Raw genomic sequence first — 20,176 nt, 5'->3', positions numbered from 1 at the left:
CCTCTGAAGGAAATAGATTAGGAGATTATTTAATGAAATGCCCGCCTGAATCCATTTTTTCATAATATTGCTGATGATATTCCTTTGCCCTGTAAAAACGGCTCGCTGGCAATATTTCAGTAATGATATCCCTTTTGAAATATCCGGCATCCTGCTTTTCTTTTTTTGAATCTGCAGCTATTTTACGCTGCCTTTCATTATGATAGAATATCATAGACCTGTACTGGCTGGAAAGGGTTTCATGGTCCTTATTGGGGGCTGTCGGATTATGCAGTTCCCAGAAGAGTTCCAGCAGTTTATCGTAAGGAACGATTTCCGGGTCAAAGATCACCTGTACAGCTTCTACGTGACCTGTCTTGCCGGTACTGACCTGCTCATATGTGGGATAATCGACCGTACCTCCAATATAACCCACTGCTGTGCCTATAACACCTGCTACCTGACGGAATATGGCTTCGACTCTCCAGAAACTTCCGGCGCCAAAGGTTGCTATCTCGTAATCACCAGCCAATAACTGGTCGTGGAGACTCTGCTCAGTACTATCTACTCTCTCGAATGAAGGAATCTCAGCGTCCTGCTTCATGAGAGTATCAGATATTGTTGACAGACTGTGATTGCGCTTTGTGTACATAGTATAACACTTATATCCAATATGAGTTGATTTAAGGTTTTGGTTTTACCTGCAATAAACATATCTGTCTCTTCCCATCCAATACCATGAGACTTGACGTTGCTGCTTATACATGGATTAATTATAATTTACAGGACCCATCATCTTCAAACCCGACTTTGAATAAGCAAATATGATGTCTTCTGAGTAAACAGCATGTTCGAATCAACAGGTTTAAATAAATTGTCATAAATTCTCATATTAACATTACGTTGAGTCAAAAAGTGCGAGAAAGCAAGCTCTCAGAAAATAGTCGTACGAGAAAATAGTCGTACGATTAGATTCCTCGTGCCTTGATGATAAAGTAAATTAAAGAAGGTGAACTAAATGCTATACCCAAACCCCCAGAACCAGATGCCCCAGATAAGTGAAAATGCATGGGTTTCCGAAACCGCCATCATTGTCGGGAATGTCACTATTGGGGATAATGTGTTTGTGGCTCACAATGCGATCGTCAGGGCAGACGAGCCTGGCTCATCTGTTATAATTGGTGACAACTGCAACATCCAAGATAATGTTATTATTCACTCTCTTTCCAACTCCGATGTGGTAGTCAACAGTAACACATCCCTCGCACATGGATGCATAGTGCACGGCCCCTGTGTAATAGGCGAGGGTTGCTTTGTGGGATTCGGATCAGTGGTATTTGACTGTATTGTAGGTGATGATACTCTTGTTCTTCATAATGCGACTGTACGCAAGGTCCGGATTCCTCCCGGCAAGGTAGTGCCTGATGGCATGAGCATAACCAGCCAGGATGCGGTGGAATGTCTTGAAGATGTAAGTTCTGAGCTTGTGAAGTTCAAGGATTCAGTTGTGAAGGCAAATGTCAACCTTGTGAACGGCTACAAGAATCTTGCTACAGAAGCATAGGGCTTTAGAACGGATCCGAATTATTTTCCTTCCATTTTTCAATAAGTGCCTTGCCGTAAGCTGTAAGAACATATCTTTTCCATGTTGTTTTTTCGGGAGTCAGGCATTCGATGATTCCCCTGTCCTCATATTCTTTCAGAGCGCGACTTATATTCTGCGTAGACCGGTTAGTCTGATGAGCAATATCCGATGCTTTTGCTATTGAGTGTTCTTTCAGGTAGTCCATCAATATTACACGGCGGTCGACACTTACTATCCACCTGAGCAGTTCGTCTATCGAATCTTCAACCATATTCTTTCCATCACAAATATCAGACGACGTATCATTTCTAATTAATAATACTTATCGCTATGCGGACTTCGATGTAAGGTATTTGTATCATAGGACAGGCTTGAATGTCCTTGGATCAAGAAATAGCTCACTTTCACAGTAGTTGCACATCGTGTTTAGCTGAGTTCCTGTCATCAGGGACCTGTCCACTTCATCCTGCGGCGTGATGTACTGGGTCATTTCCTCCCCGCAATGGGGGCATTGTATCCTGAGCCATTCGAATCTGGTAAGGTTCCTCAAAGTATATATCAGGTATCCCAGAGCATCCGTATAGGTATCCTGCGAGAACAATATTGGTTTTATATCTTGGACTAGTATGGGAAGCTCAACACCCTTTTCTGCAAGGACAATAACCAGCCTGTCACATTCTGATGCAGCCAGACCTATTTCCTGGTTGACGCGCGGTGACAGGGCGCTCTCCCTGGTTAGAATAACTATCATGCAGTCTGAATGGCTGATACCAAAACGGATACGTTGCGCCATGGAAATATAAAGAACTTTACTGTACATGGAAGAGGAACTCTCCAGGTTCACAGCCCATAGCGCCTGCGCCAGTTCCTGCGCAAGGAGTTCGTCATTTTCAGTATAGGAAATGTATATCCTGTCAATCATACAGAGATAAAATGATATCTTTACTGATATAATAGGTTCACGACTACGGGAAGAATATCTTATTCATTAGCGTCATTTGAAAACAGAATATCCTGATGAGAAATATGAGAAAAGACATTAAGGTAAAAAGCCATCAGAAAAGAACAGTTTATTTTCTTTGTCGGAAAACACCTTCCGGCTAAAGGGAATGGGTTTTATACTAGCTTTGACTTTGTAGGACTAGTAAAGGATAAGGTGAGACACCTGAAAACCACCACGCCCTAAGGTGCCTCTCTCCTTACGAATCCAAGATATTCCCCAATATCTCTTCAACCACCAACATCCACAACCCTGTTGTGAATAGAGGATGAGACGCCTGGAAACCACCACGCTTTAAGGCGCCTCTCTCCTTGCGAATCCGAGATGTTCCCCAACATCTCTCAATTGATCCACTCCCGTGTTGCGGTTCATTTTCCCCACGACCCGCAACACATACTAGAACCTGTTTTTATTTAACCTAAACCTTGGTTAATTTGCCATTGCGATTGAAGATGACACTATGAGTGATTTTCTAAAACGCTTATTCATTTCAATGGCATTGAACTTTCATTTGCGCACTGAAGTTTAAACACTTAAGCTTAAGCACTAAAAAAAAGGGCTGTAAAGATCATTCTTTCCGGATATATTAGATTTTGTTTCCATATTGGATAATGAAGGATATACAAGGATTTGATTATTCCTTATATTTTACATAATATGCGTATCCTCTGGTAATTGCTCATAAGGAGCACATAACCCTTGAGATTGAGTTTTTCTAATGCAGCCTCAAATTGTGACTCTTTTAGAGCTGTCGCTTTTTTTGCCTCTTCTAAAGACACATCAACATCTGTGCCAAAGGCATTACACAGGTCCGTATAAAGGGTTTTTTCACTTCTCCTGAGACTGTAGAGTTCATTAAGTGTAACAGGAGTTGACAACTCCCTGCTGGCATTGTGGGTCATATCCACCCAGAATTCAAAAACCTCTTTAACATCATCTTTTGAGCATTCTGTTTTATGCTGCAGCCGTGCATAAGCAAGGCTCATAAGAGAGATGGAAGAACCCAGGTCCTGATTATAAGGAAGTCCACCCATGTCGAGAAGGTCGTTCTTGAGTTCGTAGGTCTTCTCAGTGATGTACGGGTCCAGATCTCCAGGTATAGATGGATTCATTAAAAGGGTATCAAGAAGGTGCGCATTCAGCACGGAGTAATCCTCTTTACAATATGCGTTGATCTTGCTCTTGCTTTTCACGTCCTCGATATCAAGTATTACAGGTAGCTGCATTGGTGTCACCGCCGGATTCAGGTATGACAGGCTGACCTCTCTTCTCGCTCCCGTTTCAAACTCCCGGTCCTGCTCTGAGAGCTTATAGTAATAATTTGAAGACGCTCTTCTGAAGTCTGAAGGAATCACAGCGTTCATTGAACTGGTGTACGCATTCCAGTTTTTCTGTTTTCCAAGCACTGCTGCATTAATGCCTCCGACCTGCCGGGTACATGGAGGAGTAGAGGAAATGTATAGGGCGCTTCCCATGCCGATACAGTCAAGTACACCCTTATCTCCAATGTAAGGCATTTTCAGGTAATCAATGACTTCTTCAAAGTCCAGGAGGCTTCTGGCCTTTGAGATCGAGTTAGGATCGATGGCCTCCCAGCTCTTGACAAAATTGACTTTCGTTTTAGAGAATCTGCCCTTTCCTCCCCTGTGAATTATCTCGGAGTCTGCCACCTCAACCCTTACAAGTTCGTTTTTGCCTGGTGCCTTGCCACTGATAAGATAGAACACCTCGTTTTTGTCCAATGCTAAAAATGGGGATGGATCGAGATAGAATGTACGTCTGCTATTGCCATCAAATCTGACAAAACCGGTATTCTCCCGATTGAAGAGGAGCTCCCTCTCTAAAGTGCTCATCTGCGAGCCGTATATCCTTTCATCTAGCTTCATACTGATGCTCTAGTTGTGGACTTGTTCTGATATCTCTTTTTTGGGTGAATGAACTTCTGTGGATTGACGGCATATCCGTGAAATGAAAGTAATCCATATTATGGCAGAGTTCCCTCTTTAGCAGAATGTGTGATCACTTTGTAAAGTCAAGTTCTCATAATGATTACAATCATTATATAACAGAGTATAGAAATATTTATATATTATTATTGATTAGTAGGTTTTGCAGGTATAACATCTGCAATGCAGGAAACTGCAATGACCAATTAGCATAGGTGCGATATGTAACTTAACCGGGATCTCCGGACAAGTAAAACGGAAAAACGAATGCAACTGCACAATGGAATAAGGGTAAAGATCCGTCCCCTCAGCATTTCCCTCAAAACATTGAACTTTATCCTTATCCGTGCAGTAACACACATCAATTGGAGTATGAGCGGTTTAGTGGGAAACGATGGACTGTGGTGGTTCAGTGGGAAACGATGGATTATGAGTAAGTTAGTAGGGGATAGTGGGTATGAGTGGTCAGGAAGAGATGAGTGGGTTCCCGGGAGTGGGGGAGTATGAGCGTGGGTACGATACATTCCGGCACTGCCGGAATGTACGGGTTATTGTCAATTATTTAAAACCTATTCCGTTTTATCAGCGTGAAGCAAGAAGACCTCCGGTTTTAACCTCGCATTAAATCTTCGATTTGATGGGAGTTCCATTTCTATGAAATGGAACAGGTGGATGAATTGCGTCCCAAACAAAGGAAGCCACCGGTTTTAACCGGTGGTAGTTCACCTGCTCAAATGAAATAAAGTATGCAGCAGCACTTCTGCTGATAGCTGCCACTTTTACGAGATATTACAGTCACCTGCATCTAGTCTTGCTCATGCTAGCATTCCCTTAGAGTCTACTTTTTGTCTTGTTAATGTTTTTACAGTGCCTTTATTATTCGTGCTTTCCTTTCTGGTATCCGCATTTTTACTCTGACTTGTATCCAAACTAAACTTAGACACCACATTCTGCATATCTGAAGCTATATCAGCCAGTTCCTGAGCTGATCTTGAAAGTTCATTCATAGAAGCTGTTTGCTCCTGAACCGAAGCAGAAGCCTCTGTAGTACTTCCGGCAGTCTCCTCAGAAATGGCGGACACTTCTTCCACCGAACTGGTGACTTCTTCTATCGATGCAGCTTGTTGTTCTGAAGCTGCGGCTATCTCCTGCACCATCCTCATTATATTCTCTCCTGTCCCAACTACTTTTTCAATCTCAGTGACTGCTTTTTCAAGAGAGACTGCACCAATTGAAACCTCGTCAGTTCCCACTTTCATTGATGAAACTGCGTTCTGAGTCCCGGTTTGTATGTAATTGATCAGTTTTGCGATTTCTTTAGCTGCGTTGCCGGAGTCCTCGGCAAGTTTGCGCACCTCATCTGCTACAACAGCAAATCCCCGTCCGTGTTCCCCTGCCCTCGCCGCCTCGATGGCTGCGTTGAGAGCCAGCAGGTTTGTCTGATCTGCAATGCTTGTGATTAAACTAACAATCTCTTCTATTTGCTTTGATTTATCGTCAAGTTCCATGATAACATTGGATGATTCTCCAACTGCAGATTTTATGTTATCCATTTTCAGTAGCAGGTCTTTAGACATATTTCCCAGGTTTTTCATGAGATTATTAGACTCTACAGTGTTCCCTGCTGCCTGCTGAGAGTGGCATGCTACTTCCTGAACACTTTTACTCATATCACTCATTGTACGGGAAACCTCTTCGACCTTGATGGCCTGTTCCTGAGCACCTTTAGATATCTCACCAACCGTGCCGGTTATCTGCTCGCTGGTAGCTGACAGTTCCTCGCTCGAACTTGATATTTCTTGGGCTGCTGCTGCTATATTCTCGGATTGTTTTTTTACAATGGCAACGACCTCATTTAAGGAAAGCCTGCAATTTTCCACACCATCAGTAAGTTGTATGAAATCCCCAACTCCATGAACCTGCACAGCTCTTGTAAGGTCATTAGATGCAACCAAAGCCAGAACTTGGCATGAATCATTGATAATGCTCTGCAGTGTATCACCAAATCCATCTAAGGTATCGCCTAATAATTTGAAGTCACCTTTTGCATTAATTGTCACTCTTGTGCTCAGGTCTCCTTCGGAATAAGCTGTGATCACCCTTGAAGCTTCGTTCAGGGGACCTATGACGGCATCCAGACAACTGTTAACACCTTCTACGATCTTGCGGTAATCTCCCTGATGGTTAGAAGTGTCTGCGCGGGTACTTAACTGGCCGCTAGCTCCTGCCAGTGCCAGCATTTCAGCGTCATCTACCAAGGCTTTAATTGCAAAGATACATCTGTTGAGGTTACTCTTGATCTTGTCAAAGTCCCCACAATAAACATCTGTTATCTCTTTAGGTATATCGCCTACGGAAATCCTTTCAAAGTATTCAGAAGCAACATTGAGTGGGCAGATGACAGCATCAAATGAATTATTGACTGCCATTATAGCTTCATGATATTTGCCTTCGAACACACTTGCATTAGCTCTGTGTTCAAGCCTGCCTTCCATTGCAGCAGTACCCATTTTCATGAATTCATCTGCAAGTCCTTCTATATTCTCCATCATGGAAATGAATGCTGGCATGAGTTGATCGTTCTCTGACCGTCTCTGGATCTTCCTATAAGTGTCCAACATTCCAAGGTTGCCCACCGAGATCTGTTTTACAGTATCCTGAATCACAATGGAATGACCCAGCACTTCATTTGAAGCCTTCGCTATCTCCCCGAAAATTCCGGTGTGGCTACCCTCTATCTTCTGGGTATAGTCATTCATTGCAAGCCTCTGAAGGACATTATTGCACTCTACAAGAGCACCTAATCCCTCGATACATTGGTTGAGGTTATTCTTGATCTCATTGAAATCACCATTGTAATCATCAGTAATCTTGTCCGGCATCTCACCTTTCCCAATCCGGTCAACATATTCTGCAGCTACATTGAGCGGACCGATAACAGCATCCAGGGTAGCATTGACACCTTCTACAATAGCCCTGTAATCTCCCCTATGCCCGGTGACATCGGCACGGGTATCGAGCTTTCCCTCAACCGCAGCCCTAGAAAGCATATTAGCATCAGCAACCAGTGCATTTATTGCATCTATGCAACGATTCAGGTTGTTCTTGATCTCATTGAAATCACCATTGTAATTGTCAGTGATCTTGTCGGGGAGCTCTCCATGTGATATCCTGTCTACATATTCTGCAGCCACATTAAGCGGACCAATGACAGCGTCCAGAGTGGCGTTGACGCCTTCAACGATAGCCCTGTAATCTCCCTGATGCCTGGAAGCATCAGCACGAGTATCAAGTTTACCATCAACAGCAGCCTTGGAAAGCATATTGGCATCACCAACAAGTGCACTTACTGCATCGATACACTGGTTGAGATTGTTCTTTATCTCGTTGAAATCTCCATTATAATTATCAGTGATTTTTTCCGGGATTTCCCCATGAGATATCCGGTCAACATATTCAGCAGCCACGTTAAGTGGACCTATCACTGAATCAAGAGCATCATTGACACCTTCAACAATTGCCTTGTAGTCCCCCTGATGCCTGGAAGCATCAGCACGGGTATCAAGTTTACCCTCAACTGCAGCCTTTGAGAGCAGATTTGCATCTGTGACCAGCGCATTTATTGCATCGATACACTGGTTAAGGTTGTTCTTTATCTCGTTGAAATCACCCTTGTATTCATCGGTGACCCTATTAGGTATCTCCCCCTTGGATATGCGGTCAATATATTCGGCAGCGACATTGAGGGGATCTATTACCGAGTCAAGGGTTTCATTGAAGCCCAAAATTATCTCCCTGTTATTACCTGAGAACTTGTCCGGGTCTGCCCTTGTATCCAGCCTGCCGTTTACAGCAGCTTCTGCCAGTTTCTGGACTTCAGCAGTAACATTTGTCTCTGCAGTTATATCCAGCACATACTCCAGCGCGCCTATAACATTACCATTCACATCTTTAAGAGAAGTACCTGTATAGCGGATGGGAATCTCACCACCTGGCAGTTTTGCGATTGTATCTGCCGTACAGACTGTGCCGGTTTTCATAGCTTTTGCTACCTGGCAATTCTCAGTATTACAATGAGGAGTATTAAAAAGAGTGTAGCATTTCTGTCCCAGGCATCCTTCGGGTGTCTTCCTCACAGCAGCAGCACCGCTTGCATTCATGAAGGTGACATTGAACTCTTTGTCAACTGCCATGACAGGTGTGGGTATCTCATTGAGCATTTCAACTCTGGCTCTTGATTCTTCCATTGTCTTCCTGCCGGATGTTTCTAATATATCTAGCTGGGATCTTAAGTTTTGATAGTCATCAAGCAGGAGGTTCAAGTCTCCACTTAACTTCTTGTTTAACTGGTTAGATTGTTCATTCATGCGGGTTTCAATATTTCCCCGCCTGAACTCATCCAGTACTTTAATCATTTCTTCCTGTACCTTTCTTCTATCGTTAAACATATTTCACACCATCCTGATTATAAAAATAATTATTATGCTAACTAAATAAATAATTACTAAAATATACATTTTACTTTATTGTATAAAAACATGATTCTTTTTAAATTGCGAAAAGTTACTTAACGCCATATATAAAAAAATTATAACTCCTTGTTGCATATTTTGAAAGAAATATGCAGGAGTTGACCTATAGTAAATATATTATGATAGAAATATTACACTATTATGACACTATTATGAAGATTAGCGTAATGTTAATATATAAGAATAATTAATTCCCGAATCTCTTAAGCAAAATAGTAAATTATTTATGGACACCTACTCTATTACTTATTATGAGCTGGTATGTGGCAGATGCTATTGACAGGGCTATTGGGCGAACAAAAGAATGTTTACTGGAGCCCTTTGATTTCTGGAAATGGATGAAGCTGGCCATAATAGTCCTGCTCATAGGTGGATCGGGTTTCAATGGAGGAAGCGGTAGCAACTACTCTTTTGATGATTCCGACATATCTTCCGTTCCCGACGTTCCGGGAGGCGCAACGGATACATTCCAGCAGGCTTTTAGCTGGTTCTCTTCCAATATGTTAGAGATCGCATTTGTGCTGATTATATTATTCATACTTCTGGTGCTTTTGTTTTCTTATATTTCAAGTGTAATGGAGTTCGTTTTAGTTGAATCCCTTGTGAAAAATGATGTGAGGTTCTGGGAATACTCCCGCAGGTATCTTAGTAAAGGGTTCGGGCTCTTCCTATTGCGATTACTGTTTGCCCTGATTCTGTTGTTCATCATCGCCGCTGTAACTTTACCATTCATATACGCTGTCATAGATTCTCCGGCTTCGACAGCACCAGGTTTCACGGCTTCCAACGTCTTCATTTTCCTGCTCCTGCTGTTCGCTTTGATCTTTATACTTGCTATCGTTGGCGGCGTAGTTAGTTCCTTGATCGGCCTCTCTATACCTGTTGCCCTCTACACAGGAAATAATATATTCCGGGCATTCACGATGGTACTGAGGAATCTCAGACGTGATCCCTGGCAGATAGTCCTCTACTGGATCGGAAGGATAGTGCTAAGCCTTGTGGTAGCTATTATAGTTGGAATTGTGGCATTGATAGTTATCATTTTAGCTGTGCTGGTCGCATTGGTAATAAATGGCTTGCTTTACCTAGTTCTTACAGCTCTCTGGCCGGGGTCGTCAGTGGTGTGGATCGTCTTAGTACCTTTGATATTCATCCAACTGGTGATCCTAATACTCGCAATAGCCTTTGTGAGCATGCCTGGTCAGGTATTCCTCAGATATCATCTGCTCACCTTCCTGCAGCTGTGGTATCCTGAAATCACGATACCTATCTTTGATGATTCCAAGAGCACAGGTTATGAGGACGCGCCTGCATCGGTGCGAACTCCTCCCCAATAAAGCTGACATGTGCTAGAAGAAAGATAGTAAACATTCTCAAAGATTACAGATTCAGCAGGAATATATTCTTTATCCGCGAAATAAGCGCATGGGAAAAGTGATACTTGCCTCAGCCTCCCCTCGAAGGAAGGAATTGCTGGAACAGTTATTAGGCAACCGGTTTGAGGTATATAGCAGCTCTTATGAAGAAGAGCCGGTGGAAGGCCTTACGCCTGAGGAGCTTGCTGTCCATCATTCCCGTGAAAAGGCAAAGGATGCAGCAAGGCATTTCAGGGAAGGACTGATCATATCCGCTGATACTTTTGTGGTCTGCTCTGGTGAAATATTAGGCAAGCCCTCTTCTGAGAATATGGCAAAAGCAACCCTGCAGAAAATAAGCGGTCAGAAGGTAAAGGTCATCACAGGAATCACTTTGCTGGATACCGGCAAAGGTCTTGAGATCAGCGAATATGAGACCACTCTGGTATTTATGAAAATCCTGTCAGCCGGAGAGATTGATTCCTACGTTAATACAGGAGAGCCTTTCGGAAAGGCGGGCTCGTTCGCCATCCAGGGAAAAGGCGCTCTGTTTGTGAAACGTATAGAAGGCGATTACTTCAATGTAGTGGGACTGCCCCTGTTCAGACTGGGTAGGATGTTAGAACAGATTCATGCTGAGAGCATGCTCTGGGACAAGAGTAATTCGGAGTAATGAAGCCCTCTCCCCCGGCGTGAATACACCTGCTTTTATCGCAAACTTAAAGTACGTGCATGAAAACATATTCCACAGATATAGATTTAGAACCTTCATATTTAAAGATAAAGAGGATGGCATCTTGGACGATATGACATTGAAAGAGCGTTTCGTGCGTTCTGTAAAAAGGGAGGAGGTTGACAAAGTGCCTGTGTGTTCGGTTACCCAGACTGGCACTGTTGACCTTATGGAACTATCCGGTGCCAGCTGGCCGCAAGCTAATTATGAACCCAGGCAGATGGCGACACTTGCTATAGCTGGTTATGAGATCGCTGGTTTTGAATCTGTACGCTATCCATTTTGCACTACAGTGATCGCAGAAACACTTGGATGCACTATCGCAGAGGGTTCTTTTGATACGCAACCATACCAGCTGGATTTCCCCTGCAAGAAAAAAGAGGATATCAAGAAAATAACTATTTCTGAAGACCTTCTGGAAAACCGGAATATCAGGACAGCACTTGAATCCCAAAGCAACTGTATGGGAAGGATATCTGCCAGCAGTCCGGATATGCGGAGGATTGGGACAATGCTGGAAGCTACTGACATGATCAAACAGAGGATAGGGGATGATGTGCCGTTGATAGCTGGAATGATCGGGCCTGCAGCCACTGCCTTCTATCTTGCCGGTGCAAACAATTACCTGAGATGGTGCATAACAGACCCTGATGCTCTCCTGGAACTGATGAACCTAGGAGAAACTATATGTGCCGAATATGCAAATGCTCTCTATGATCATGGCGCAGATGCTGTGATAGTAATTGATTCAGAAGCCGGTCCCGACCTGTTCCCTCCCCCGCTGTTTGAATCACTGGTGCTTCCGGTGTATCAGTCACTTACCAGTAAAATGAAAGGGTTGAAACTGCTTCACATGTGCGGGGATGCCACTGCAATTCTTGAACCACTGGCAGACTCCGGTTTTCAGGGACTCAGCATCGAGGAGAAGGTCGATGTTGCCTATGCCAGCCAGATAGCCGGTGACGATATATGCCTGATAGGTAATGTATCCCCGGCGGAAACACTGCTATACAAATCCCGGGAAGTCATCAAAAGAGAAGCGAAACAATGTATCGAGGATGGTATCGGCATCCTTGCTCCCGGCTGTGGAATAGCACCCCGGACACCTCTTGATAACCTGAAGGCTTTTGTGGCTGCAAGGGACGAATACTACCAGGAAAAAGGACTCCTATAGGAGCCATCTGATTTACGTAGATTTATGGGGAAGGCAGGTTTTGCCTATCTTTACTTTTTACTCTCATCTTCCGCAAAAACCTTTTTATACACATCTGTCCAGTGAAGTGTGGAGCCTGCTGATATGAACATGGCAACTGATATAGCCTCTGCAAGCTCATCTTTTGTAGCTCCGTTGTCTATAGCCCTCTGTGAGTGGACCTCAATGCAGCGTTCGCATTTGAGCAGCACAGAAGCGGCCACAGCAATCATCTCTTTTGTCTTAATATCAAGCGCACTGTCCTTGAAGATAGTTGCACGCATCTGAACAAAGGCGTCAGCGGTTTCAGGTAATCTGTCTATCAGGAATTGCATGATGTTTCCTCATCCAATCAATTGGAGCGAACACATAAAAAGTTATAGCAAAAAATGATCATCCTTGCAATCAGTCCTTCTCTTGTGGCTGCGCGGTCACATCTTCATCAGGTATTTCCTGATCTCCATGTGAAAATAGCCATTGTGTCGGAGCGCTATGGTTTGCAATTCTGTTTTGCCGTCTTTTCTGTATAAAATCCCCTGTTGCAGTAACAAAGCCAACCAGTATACCCAAGCCCATGAACACGTACATGATAGTGAATATTTTTCCGAGATCTGTAGAAGGGCTAATGTCACCATATCCTATGGTCGTCAAAGTAATGACACAGAAATAGAATGAATCCAGCCATCCCCAACCTTCGATATTGTGATAGACTATTGTCCCGAAGGCAAGGGTGATTCCCACAAGTATGAAAAGACTTCTGAAACCCTCCTCCTTGAACATCTGTGCCAGTGTTCTTAGAAAGACAATAAATGCCACTATGAATGGGATTATAGATTCAGTTCCTCCTCTTAACTTAATCCATAATATCTATTTGTATTTTCTGAATATAAAAGCGCTTATAATTCAAGTAAAAAGGTTTTTTCAGTAACTATGTTTCTCAAGTTTTAAGCTTCCCTGATTCCTATCATTAAGGGGAGAGATATATTTGGGTCAGTTTACAACATTTGAGACGGTTTACTGTAAAGTGTGTCTGTCGCATGCACGGGTGAGCATTAAGGAGTTTTGTCATGACATCAGATACATTTTCCTTTTTTATGTAATAGGTGATATATCAACAACTGTATTTGCCCTTGAGAATGAACTCGGGTATGAAGCAAATTCCATCGTTTCAGGTTTTCTTAGCAATTACGGCTACTACAGCCTTATAGTGATCAAAATGCTATTTCTTACTCTCTGTTTCCTGGACTACCTGTATCTTAAAATGCAGGATTATCCATCTACATGGGACATCACGAGACATTCTCTATCTATTCTGGGAATATTGGTCGTTACAAATAACCTGCTTGTAATTAGTGGGGCAGGCAGCCCGCTGGATAAGTTGCTGTATGGAATCTAATACCTCTCAACATAGTATCAGATATTTCACCTATCAGTACCAAAAGAACCTTTAAACATTAGGTCGAATCTCAGGGTATGCCAGGCAAAAAACTTGCTTTAGACCCTGTTTCTCTTATACATCCCCGCTCCCTGAAGAATCTCAGCCATCATCTCCATTCCCATATAAGAGGTCGGCTGTGGCTGAAGATACTATTAGGGATGGCGTTTGGTATTATCACAGGACTTGCACTTGGCCCCTCTACCGGATTTGTAGACGGGGAAGTCTCATACATAATAGGTGAATGGCTGGCGCTCCCTGGCTACATTTTTCTTGCGCTGCTGCAGATGATCGTTATTCCTCTTGTCGTTGCATCCATCATCCGCGGGATTGCTGCCGGTGAGGATATGGAACAGTTAAGACAGGTAGGCCTTAGGACAGTGGGATACTTCCTTGTCACAACAGCATTTGCTATTCTTATCGGGCTTGCCCTGGCCCTGCTGATAGGCCCGGGCAATTATATCAGTAGCGAAATGGTTCAGCAGACGCTGGGCACAGGAGGTATTTCAACCCAGAATAGCACCTCAGACATGCTGATGAGCTCGTCTGTAAACACATTTAATGTTGCGGAAGTTCCTGGAATGATAACTACAATACTCCCCACAAATCCCCTGGGTGCGCTTGCCACGGGACAGATGCTTCAGGTGGTCATCTTCTCTATAATCATAGGTGTAGCTCTTGTTTCCATGGCCCCTGCGCAGTCAAAACCGCTTCTTGAACTGCTGGGATCACTACAGGAGGTCAGCATGACAGTTGTCCGCTGGAGCATGTTGCTTGCACCGGTTGCTGTATTTGGGCTGATATGCAAATTCACGATCAACCTTGGTATCGATGCTCTTCTGGGTATGCTCGTATATGTGGGCACTGTGCTGCTTGGACTTCTGATACTGCTGGTAACCTACCTGATCATAGTCTATGCAGTCTCAAAAAAAGGGCCTTTCACCTTTATCCAGTCTATAAGGGACGTGCTGCTGCTCGCTTTCTCTACATCCAGCTCTGCCGCTGTCATGCCGCTATCCATTAAGACGGCTGAGGAAAAAATAGGTGTCAGACCATCCATATCCCAATTCGTTATACCGCTTGGAGCGACCATTAACATGAACGGCACAGCCCTCTACCAGAGCATTGCAGCGGTCTTCCTTGCCCAAGTGTTCGGTGTCGAGCTTGGTTTTGGAGCCCTGTTATTGTTGATGATAACTGTAGTAGGAGCTTCCATTGGAACTCCCTCGACCCCGGGAGTGGGAATTGTCATCCTTGCACTTATACTGACCAGTGTGGGCATACCCACTGCAGGGATTGCGCTTATAATAGGAGTGGACAGGATACTGGATATGAGCCGCACGGCTGTCAATGTCACAGGAGACCTTGTCGCCTGTGTGGTCATGGATAAATGGGTCGGCGGTAAGAAGACCGCAATAGAGGAAGCAATGAATGCGGAAAGGGATGAAAGGCAGAGGAGAAAGCTGGGCGAGGATGTGATTGTCAACTAACTTAGCGCTATACATCCCCGGATTTCAACGTCATGAAAATTAAAGGCAGCCGCTTTTGATTAATTAACGGTTATGTTAAGTAGGATGAAAATCTATTGTTAATTGCAGTTTCATTCAAATTTCATTCGAATGGGGCTGTCGGGATATCGATTCTATCCCTGACATGAAAGATAGGACCCTATCTCGAAAGTGAGAGGCAGAGTTGATTAAGATCAACACAGGAAGCAAGGTGAAACTTAAGTCTTCCACTGCCTTTCACAAATGCTTCTGGATGTCTTCGTACAATCTCACTCTTTTTCTTAAAATTTATGATGATTAAATTCCTTCTGAAAACCAAATAGTGACATAAAAGCCTTTAGCTCTGCTATTACACTTTTGAATTCATTATATGGGAGATACAAAACGCATGGAGCTATGATTCAGCACCCACAAGAAACACTTTTTAAATACAATCATATCCCTTATGTTACATTCACAAGATCATAACTCATGCGAGATGTAAAAATGATAAGCATAGCTCTTCCCAAAGGCAGTTTAGAGGAACAGACCTACCTCCTTTTCAAGCAGGCGGACCTGGAGATAAAGAAGACCGACAGGGACTACAATCCCACCATCAGGGATCCGAGAATAGGAAAGATCAAGATCCTGCGGCCGCAGGAAATCCCTGGCTACGTGTCCGACGGTTACTTTGACCTTGGCATCTCCGGGCTTGACTGGGTCAGGGAATCCAATGCCGATATTGTGGAGGTTGCAGACCTCCCTTACAGCAAGCAGGGAGCAGGCAACGTAAAGATAGTCATCGCAGTGCCCAAGGATAGCGATATTGAGAGCGCAAAGGATGTGAAGCCGGGCAGCAGGGTGGCTTCCGAATACCCGAACCTGACAAAGAAGTTCTTTGAAGACCGCGGAGTCCCTGTGGACGTCCACTTCTCCTATGGTGCCACCGAAGCGAAGGTTCCCGACCTCATGGATGTCGTTGTGGACCTGACCGAGACCGGCTCCACGCTACGCAAGAATGGCCTCAAGATAGTGGATATCATCATGGAGTCCTCCTCCAAGCTCATAGCCAATAGGAAGAGCTGGGAAGACCCTGTCAAAAGGCAGGAGATCGAAGAGATCAGGACGTTGTTGCTTTCTGTTATCGAGGCGAGAGGCAAAGTGCTTCTGGACATGAATGTTCCGGCCGATAAGCTGGATTCAGTTATCGAAGCCCTGCCTTCCATGAAGCGTCCGACAGTATCCCAGTTATACAAATCCGATTTCTATGCTGTGGAGACTGTTGTCAACAAGAGCGAGGTCAACCTGTTGATACCAAAACTCAAGGCGCTGGGCGCTGAGGATATCCTGGAGATGGATATCTCAAAGATAGTTTATTGATATACTGGCAAACAGGAGGTTCGAAGAGGATTTCCTGACCATGGTATCTTCAAGTTCTCTTTTTTAAGTGGAAATGTGGAAAGAGCAGATGCCAATTTCCATATTTTATTAGAATGAATTGGTTATATAGCGGGGATATTATATAATCACCTGAATCCTCATGTTGACAGATACGATAACTCTGGCCCAGGCTTTCATCCTTGGTTTCACTATAGGTGTTTCTGCCGCACTTGTACCTGGTCCTATGATGCTTGCGACTATCAGCATATCCATTAAGAAAGGATGGAAAACCGGACTTTATGTTTTTGGTGGCCACTCCCTGGTAGAAATTACTATAGTCTTGCTCATCCTGGCGGGTGCATCATCCTTGATTATGAAGGATATGCTATCTCACATCGCTATAATAGGTGGCCTTTCGATGATACTTTTCGGGGCGATCATTATCCGAAAAGCAAAAGAAGCGCAGACAATGGACATCACTGCTTCGGCCGGTAAACTCGATATTTCCTCCGGTCCCATATCCGCAGGCATTCTCACATCAGCATTGAATCCGACTTACCTTTTCTGGTGGCTGACAGCCGGAAGCGCCATAATCATGCAGCAATACCTGGCAGGCGTGCTCGCGGTGGTTGCATTCATCATCGGTCACTGGGTGGCGGACCTTGGGTTCCTTGTATCAGTATCTTCATCCTTTTCCAGAGGCAAGGGATTCCTGTCACGCCGCACCCACAAGAGACTGCTTTACACATGCGGAGCATTCCTTATAGCCATGGGTTTCTTCTTCATTATCAGCTATAATAACGTTGCTGCAATGATCTGAAGCCCTTCATCTGAAACAGGGATGCGGCAGGCTGCCTGCCCTTACACTTAACCCATTTTTCTTTTAAGGTATTCCTTGAACTGCTCGTAGTCAGTGGTCAGGTGCTCCATATGCTCGGGTCTGGCTTCTATCTCCTTAAGATGCTGAGGAGGTTCAGGTTCGATACCTATCACTGCTTTCACCTCTGCAGGGAATTTGGCAGGATCTGCGGTTTCCAGAGTTACAGCAAGGGTCTGGTCTTTTGTGGCTTTCCTATATTCCATGAGGCCCTTTATGCCGACGGCCCCATGCGGCTCTATCAAAATGTTGTGCCTTTCATAGAACTCCCTCATAGTTGCCTTTGTATCCTCATCTGTCACCGGAATTGAATATATGTCATGCTTCAGTTCCCCCATATCCGGCATGCTATGAACGTTGCCTTTTTCATCCATTTCCCCGCCGTATATGGTTATCAGCCTTGCCAGGTTGCTTGGGTGGCCCACATTCATGGCATTGGAAAGACAGTTCCTTGAAGGTTCTATCTTGCCGTACCTGCCTGTATCCAGGAAGCATGGCACTTCATCGTTCTCGTTAACAGCAGCCACTATTTTTTGGACAGGCAGACCCATGGTCTTTGCAAGCACACAGCCCATCATGTTCCCGAAGTTCCCGGAAGGTATCGAGAAAACTATCTTTTCCGGGTAATCCCTCAGTTTCAGGTATGAATAGAAATAATAAATGGACTGGGGTATGAGGCGGCCTATATTGATGGAGTTTGCAGACGAAAGATTCATGTGTTTCAGCTCATCATCCGCAAATGCCTGCTTCACCATCGCCTGGCAGTCATCGAACTTGCCTTCTACTGACAGGGCGGTTATATTCTTCCCCAGGGTTGTCATCTGCTTGCGCTGGCGGTCAGATACCTCGGTCCGCGGGAAGAGCACAATGACGTCTATATTGTTCAGGCCATAGAATGCATGAGCAACAGCACTTCCGGTATCTCCGGAGGTCGCTGTGAGTATTGTCAGCTTCCGGTTCTCCTTCTTAAGATAATACTGCATGAGCCTTGCCATCATACGAGCTGCAAAGTCCTTGAAAGAGGATGTCGGGCCACGGTCAAGGCGCATTATATACGTGATATCGTCTACTTTCTCAAGAGGGACGTCGTAGTTGTAGGCATCATATACTATTGCCCTGAGGGATTCCTCATCAACCTCGCCCTCCAGTATCCTCCCAAGTAACCTGAAAGCTATCTCCGGGTAGGTTTCATCCTTGAGGGACATGAGTTCTTCCTTTGAGAATAAAGGAAGCTGTCTTGGCATGTACAGGCCTTTGTCAGGGGCAAGGCCGGTTATCAGGGCAGTTTCAAAAGAAACTTCCTCTGCCTTGAGATTAGTGCTATAGAGTCTCATTGGTATCAGGGCTCGATAAGGGTCAGTTGATATTCATAACAAAGAATGAAGCAGTTCCTATGGCTCGTTTTCAATAATCTTTGTCTCTTTTTGTATCAAGAAGCGTGGCTCATTTATGAGCTTTTCCATCCTGTGCACAACAGCAGGCAAGTCAGGCTTTCCTCTCCAGGGAAAGCGTATACACCTCTATGCCCGCACCTTTGCAGGCAATCAGCCTGCTTTCCGCAATCCTGGCGCACACAATTCCAAGCCTGATCCTGTCAGTCGGGATATTGTATTTTTCCGAATAGGGCAGCCTGAATCTCTGAACCTGCCCAATCGCATTATCCCGGGCTTCGATCTCGATCTCCACAAGAAGATAATCCTCAGTTTCACTCAGGAAGACAACATCTATCCTCCCACCAATAAGTTCGACCTCCGTGTCCACAAATTTGAGCCCACTTTCTATAAGCTCAGGGAAAGTCGATATCATCCTGGAGATATCCTGTTCGGAAATTGACTCCTGGCCGAATGCATCAGTCAGGTTGTCGGCTCTTAAAAGGGCGTTAAGGTGGGAGGTGATATCCATTCTTTTCTTGTTCACCTCATGTGGATACACGTTCCTGATACGTCCTTCCTCAAGCTGGACCAGAATGCCTTGCTTGCCTATTTTCTTGTTGCGCGATATTGGAAGAGCTCCGCTGCCCTTGCTGACAACCCCAATGGCATTCCTTCTGCTGACCAGTCGGATCGATTCGACAAGTTCCTCCTTTTCTGCATCCTCCAGAGTAGCGCCATCTATTATCTGATAGGGAATCTTGTGCTTTTCTCTGACTCCTTCAAGCAATGCCATATAGAGTTCAACGCTTGAGGCATCAGTCTCATCAGTCACATATAACTTGTATTCCAGCAACGATTATCCTTCCTCATCAATGGAACATATTAATTCCATTTAATGACTTCTATTTAATCCCGGTTTGGCAATGATCAGATACGCGGCAACTCCAGGTTATCTCTGTATTAATGGTCAGTTCGATCCTATCAGATGCTATTAATGTTTCTCTTGTACCGTGAATCATAATTTAACAGATAAAAGTGGCCTTTCCTCCAGGCAGGTATTCCAATTAAAGTATTGAAGCACCCTATTTGAAAGATGAGAGTCATCTTAAGGGCACAAATACATCTAGAACACCAAAATGCCATTTTTGATACAAATAGAGGTTAATTGAGCTCTTTATTCACTAAAACAATTATTAGTGGTTATTATGGTTTTTAAAACCTTATTATATCCCTGTAAATCTCAGGAATTAGTTTTAAATACTCGAAGTCCAATTTAGACAAATTCACTTACGTGTTATCAAA

At 44.2% G+C, this 20,176-nt stretch carries 17 protein-coding genes; 8 read left to right on the top strand and 9 right to left on the bottom strand.

The features are described 5' to 3' along the window. Positions 1 to 25 precede the first annotated feature (25 nt). Complete coding sequence (gene msrA, locus QZZ22_RS08795) at positions 26 to 631, bottom strand: peptide-methionine (S)-S-oxide reductase MsrA (protein ID WP_342765095.1); 606 nt, start codon at positions 629 to 631, stop codon at positions 26 to 28. Positions 632 to 997: 366 nt separating this feature from the next. Here msrA and QZZ22_RS08790 point away from each other — a divergent pair, with 366 nt between their 5' ends. After that, the gene (locus tag QZZ22_RS08790; RefSeq protein WP_292464144.1) at positions 998 to 1,543 is read left to right on the top strand and encodes a carbonate dehydratase; all 546 of its coding nucleotides are present in this window, start codon (positions 998 to 1,000) and stop codon (positions 1,541 to 1,543) included. A gap of 4 nt (positions 1,544 to 1,547) precedes the next feature. On the opposite strand, the gene QZZ22_RS08785 is transcribed toward QZZ22_RS08790, so the two are convergent. The 4 genes from QZZ22_RS08785 to QZZ22_RS08770 all read right to left on the bottom strand — a co-directional run bounded on the left by QZZ22_RS08785 (position 1,548) and on the right by QZZ22_RS08770 (position 8,958). Next, positions 1,548 to 1,835, bottom strand: a complete 288-nt coding sequence (locus QZZ22_RS08785; protein ID WP_292464143.1) for a sugar-specific transcriptional regulator TrmB — start codon at positions 1,833 to 1,835, stop codon at positions 1,548 to 1,550. Between the two features lie 87 nt (positions 1,836 to 1,922). Continuing rightward, positions 1,923 to 2,486, bottom strand: a complete 564-nt coding sequence (locus tag QZZ22_RS08780; protein ID WP_292464141.1) for a toll/interleukin-1 receptor domain-containing protein — start codon at positions 2,484 to 2,486, stop codon at positions 1,923 to 1,925. Between the two features lie 719 nt (positions 2,487 to 3,205). Beyond that, positions 3,206 to 4,450 carry a hypothetical protein gene (locus QZZ22_RS08775; protein ID WP_292464140.1) on the bottom strand — a complete coding sequence of 415 codons (1,245 nt, stop codon included), beginning with the start codon at positions 4,448 to 4,450 and terminating at the stop codon, positions 3,206 to 3,208. An 875-nt stretch (positions 4,451 to 5,325) separates the two neighbouring features. Beyond that, positions 5,326 to 8,958 carry a methyl-accepting chemotaxis protein gene (locus QZZ22_RS08770; protein WP_292464139.1) on the bottom strand — a complete coding sequence of 1,211 codons (3,633 nt, stop codon included), beginning with the start codon at positions 8,956 to 8,958 and terminating at the stop codon, positions 5,326 to 5,328. Positions 8,959 to 9,293: 335 nt separating this feature from the next. On the opposite strand from QZZ22_RS08770, the gene QZZ22_RS08765 reads away from it, so the two are divergent. From QZZ22_RS08765 to QZZ22_RS08755, 3 genes are all read left to right on the top strand, one after another. Further along, complete coding sequence (locus QZZ22_RS08765) at positions 9,294 to 10,379, top strand: hypothetical protein (RefSeq protein WP_292464138.1); 1,086 nt, start codon at positions 9,294 to 9,296, stop codon at positions 10,377 to 10,379. Between the two features lie 88 nt (positions 10,380 to 10,467). Further along, positions 10,468 to 11,070: a Maf family nucleotide pyrophosphatase gene (locus QZZ22_RS08760; RefSeq protein ID WP_292464137.1), complete on the top strand. Its 603-nt coding sequence runs from the start codon at positions 10,468 to 10,470 to the stop codon at positions 11,068 to 11,070. Positions 11,071 to 11,194: 124 nt separating this feature from the next. Next, positions 11,195 to 12,304, top strand: coding sequence for a methylcobamide:CoM methyltransferase MtbA (locus QZZ22_RS08755; RefSeq protein ID WP_292464136.1), 1,110 nt, complete (start codon positions 11,195 to 11,197; stop codon positions 12,302 to 12,304). 50 nt (positions 12,305 to 12,354) lie between these two features. Here the strand turns inward: QZZ22_RS08755 and QZZ22_RS08750 are convergent, their stop codons facing one another. Together QZZ22_RS08750 and QZZ22_RS08745 are read right to left on the bottom strand one after the other, a co-directional pair. Then, positions 12,355 to 12,657 carry a carboxymuconolactone decarboxylase family protein gene (locus tag QZZ22_RS08750; RefSeq protein ID WP_292464135.1) on the bottom strand — a complete coding sequence of 101 codons (303 nt, stop codon included), beginning with the start codon at positions 12,655 to 12,657 and terminating at the stop codon, positions 12,355 to 12,357. Positions 12,658 to 12,727: 70 nt separating this feature from the next. Further along, a complete protein-coding gene (locus tag QZZ22_RS08745; RefSeq protein WP_292464134.1) occupies positions 12,728 to 13,102 on the bottom strand; it encodes a potassium channel family protein in 375 nt (124 codons plus the stop codon). 205 nt (positions 13,103 to 13,307) lie between these two features. On the opposite strand from QZZ22_RS08745, the gene QZZ22_RS08740 reads away from it, so the two are divergent. The 4 genes from QZZ22_RS08740 (at position 13,308) to QZZ22_RS08725 (ending at position 17,444) form a co-directional block, all read left to right on the top strand. Then, positions 13,308 to 13,718: a hypothetical protein gene (locus tag QZZ22_RS08740; RefSeq protein ID WP_292464133.1), complete on the top strand. Its 411-nt coding sequence runs from the start codon at positions 13,308 to 13,310 to the stop codon at positions 13,716 to 13,718. Between the two features lie 77 nt (positions 13,719 to 13,795). Further along, a complete protein-coding gene (locus QZZ22_RS08735; RefSeq protein WP_292464132.1) occupies positions 13,796 to 15,247 on the top strand; it encodes a dicarboxylate/amino acid:cation symporter in 1,452 nt (483 codons plus the stop codon). A gap of 504 nt (positions 15,248 to 15,751) precedes the next feature. Then, positions 15,752 to 16,624 (top strand): ATP phosphoribosyltransferase, encoded by an 873-nt coding sequence (gene hisG, locus QZZ22_RS08730; protein WP_292464131.1) that lies wholly within the window; start codon positions 15,752 to 15,754, stop codon positions 16,622 to 16,624. 160 nt (positions 16,625 to 16,784) lie between these two features. Further along, positions 16,785 to 17,444, top strand: coding sequence for a LysE family transporter (locus tag QZZ22_RS08725; protein ID WP_292464130.1), 660 nt, complete (start codon positions 16,785 to 16,787; stop codon positions 17,442 to 17,444). Positions 17,445 to 17,491: 47 nt separating this feature from the next. Here the strand turns inward: QZZ22_RS08725 and thrC are convergent, their stop codons facing one another. Together thrC and QZZ22_RS08715 are read right to left on the bottom strand one after the other, a co-directional pair. Beyond that, a complete protein-coding gene (gene thrC / locus QZZ22_RS08720) occupies positions 17,492 to 18,835 on the bottom strand; it encodes a threonine synthase (protein WP_292464128.1) in 1,344 nt (447 codons plus the stop codon). A gap of 151 nt (positions 18,836 to 18,986) precedes the next feature. Then, positions 18,987 to 19,706 carry an endonuclease NucS domain-containing protein gene (locus tag QZZ22_RS08715; RefSeq protein ID WP_292464127.1) on the bottom strand — a complete coding sequence of 240 codons (720 nt, stop codon included), beginning with the start codon at positions 19,704 to 19,706 and terminating at the stop codon, positions 18,987 to 18,989. Positions 19,707 to 20,176: the final 470 nt, after the last annotated feature.

It is taken from the genome of Methanolobus sp., from assembly GCF_016278365.1.
In the GTDB taxonomy this organism is placed as follows: Archaea; Halobacteriota; Methanosarcinia; order Methanosarcinales; family Methanosarcinaceae; genus Methanolobus.
This window is presented reverse-complemented; position numbering and strand designations above follow the sequence as displayed.

Excerpts from the sequence above, each read along its gene's own strand:
- QZZ22_RS08750 (WP_292464135.1), bottom strand. The coding sequence starts at position 12,657 with ATGCAATTCCTGATAGACAGATTACCTGAAACCGCTGACGCCTTTGTT.
- QZZ22_RS08785 (WP_292464143.1), bottom strand. The coding sequence starts at position 1,835 with ATGGTTGAAGATTCGATAGACGAACTGCTCAGGTGGATAGTAAGTGTC.
- QZZ22_RS08775 (WP_292464140.1), bottom strand. The coding sequence starts at position 4,450 with ATGAAGCTAGATGAAAGGATATACGGCTCGCAGATGAGCACTTTAGAG.
- msrA (WP_342765095.1), bottom strand. The coding sequence starts at position 631 with ATGTACACAAAGCGCAATCACAGTCTGTCAACAATATCTGATACTCTC.
- QZZ22_RS08735 (WP_292464132.1), top strand. The coding sequence starts at position 13,796 with ATGCCAGGCAAAAAACTTGCTTTAGACCCTGTTTCTCTTATACATCCC.
- QZZ22_RS08765 (WP_292464138.1), top strand. The coding sequence starts at position 9,294 with ATGAGCTGGTATGTGGCAGATGCTATTGACAGGGCTATTGGGCGAACA.
- hisG (WP_292464131.1), top strand. The coding sequence starts at position 15,752 with ATGATAAGCATAGCTCTTCCCAAAGGCAGTTTAGAGGAACAGACCTAC.
- QZZ22_RS08770 (WP_292464139.1), bottom strand. The coding sequence starts at position 8,958 with ATGTTTAACGATAGAAGAAAGGTACAGGAAGAAATGATTAAAGTACTG.
- QZZ22_RS08745 (WP_292464134.1), bottom strand. The coding sequence starts at position 13,102 with ATGTTCAAGGAGGAGGGTTTCAGAAGTCTTTTCATACTTGTGGGAATC.
- QZZ22_RS08780 (WP_292464141.1), bottom strand. The coding sequence starts at position 2,486 with ATGATTGACAGGATATACATTTCCTATACTGAAAATGACGAACTCCTT.
- thrC (WP_292464128.1), bottom strand. The coding sequence starts at position 18,835 with ATGAGACTCTATAGCACTAATCTCAAGGCAGAGGAAGTTTCTTTTGAA.
- QZZ22_RS08790 (WP_292464144.1), top strand. The coding sequence starts at position 998 with ATGCTATACCCAAACCCCCAGAACCAGATGCCCCAGATAAGTGAAAAT.
- QZZ22_RS08725 (WP_292464130.1), top strand. The coding sequence starts at position 16,785 with ATGTTGACAGATACGATAACTCTGGCCCAGGCTTTCATCCTTGGTTTC.
- QZZ22_RS08760 (WP_292464137.1), top strand. The coding sequence starts at position 10,468 with ATGGGAAAAGTGATACTTGCCTCAGCCTCCCCTCGAAGGAAGGAATTG.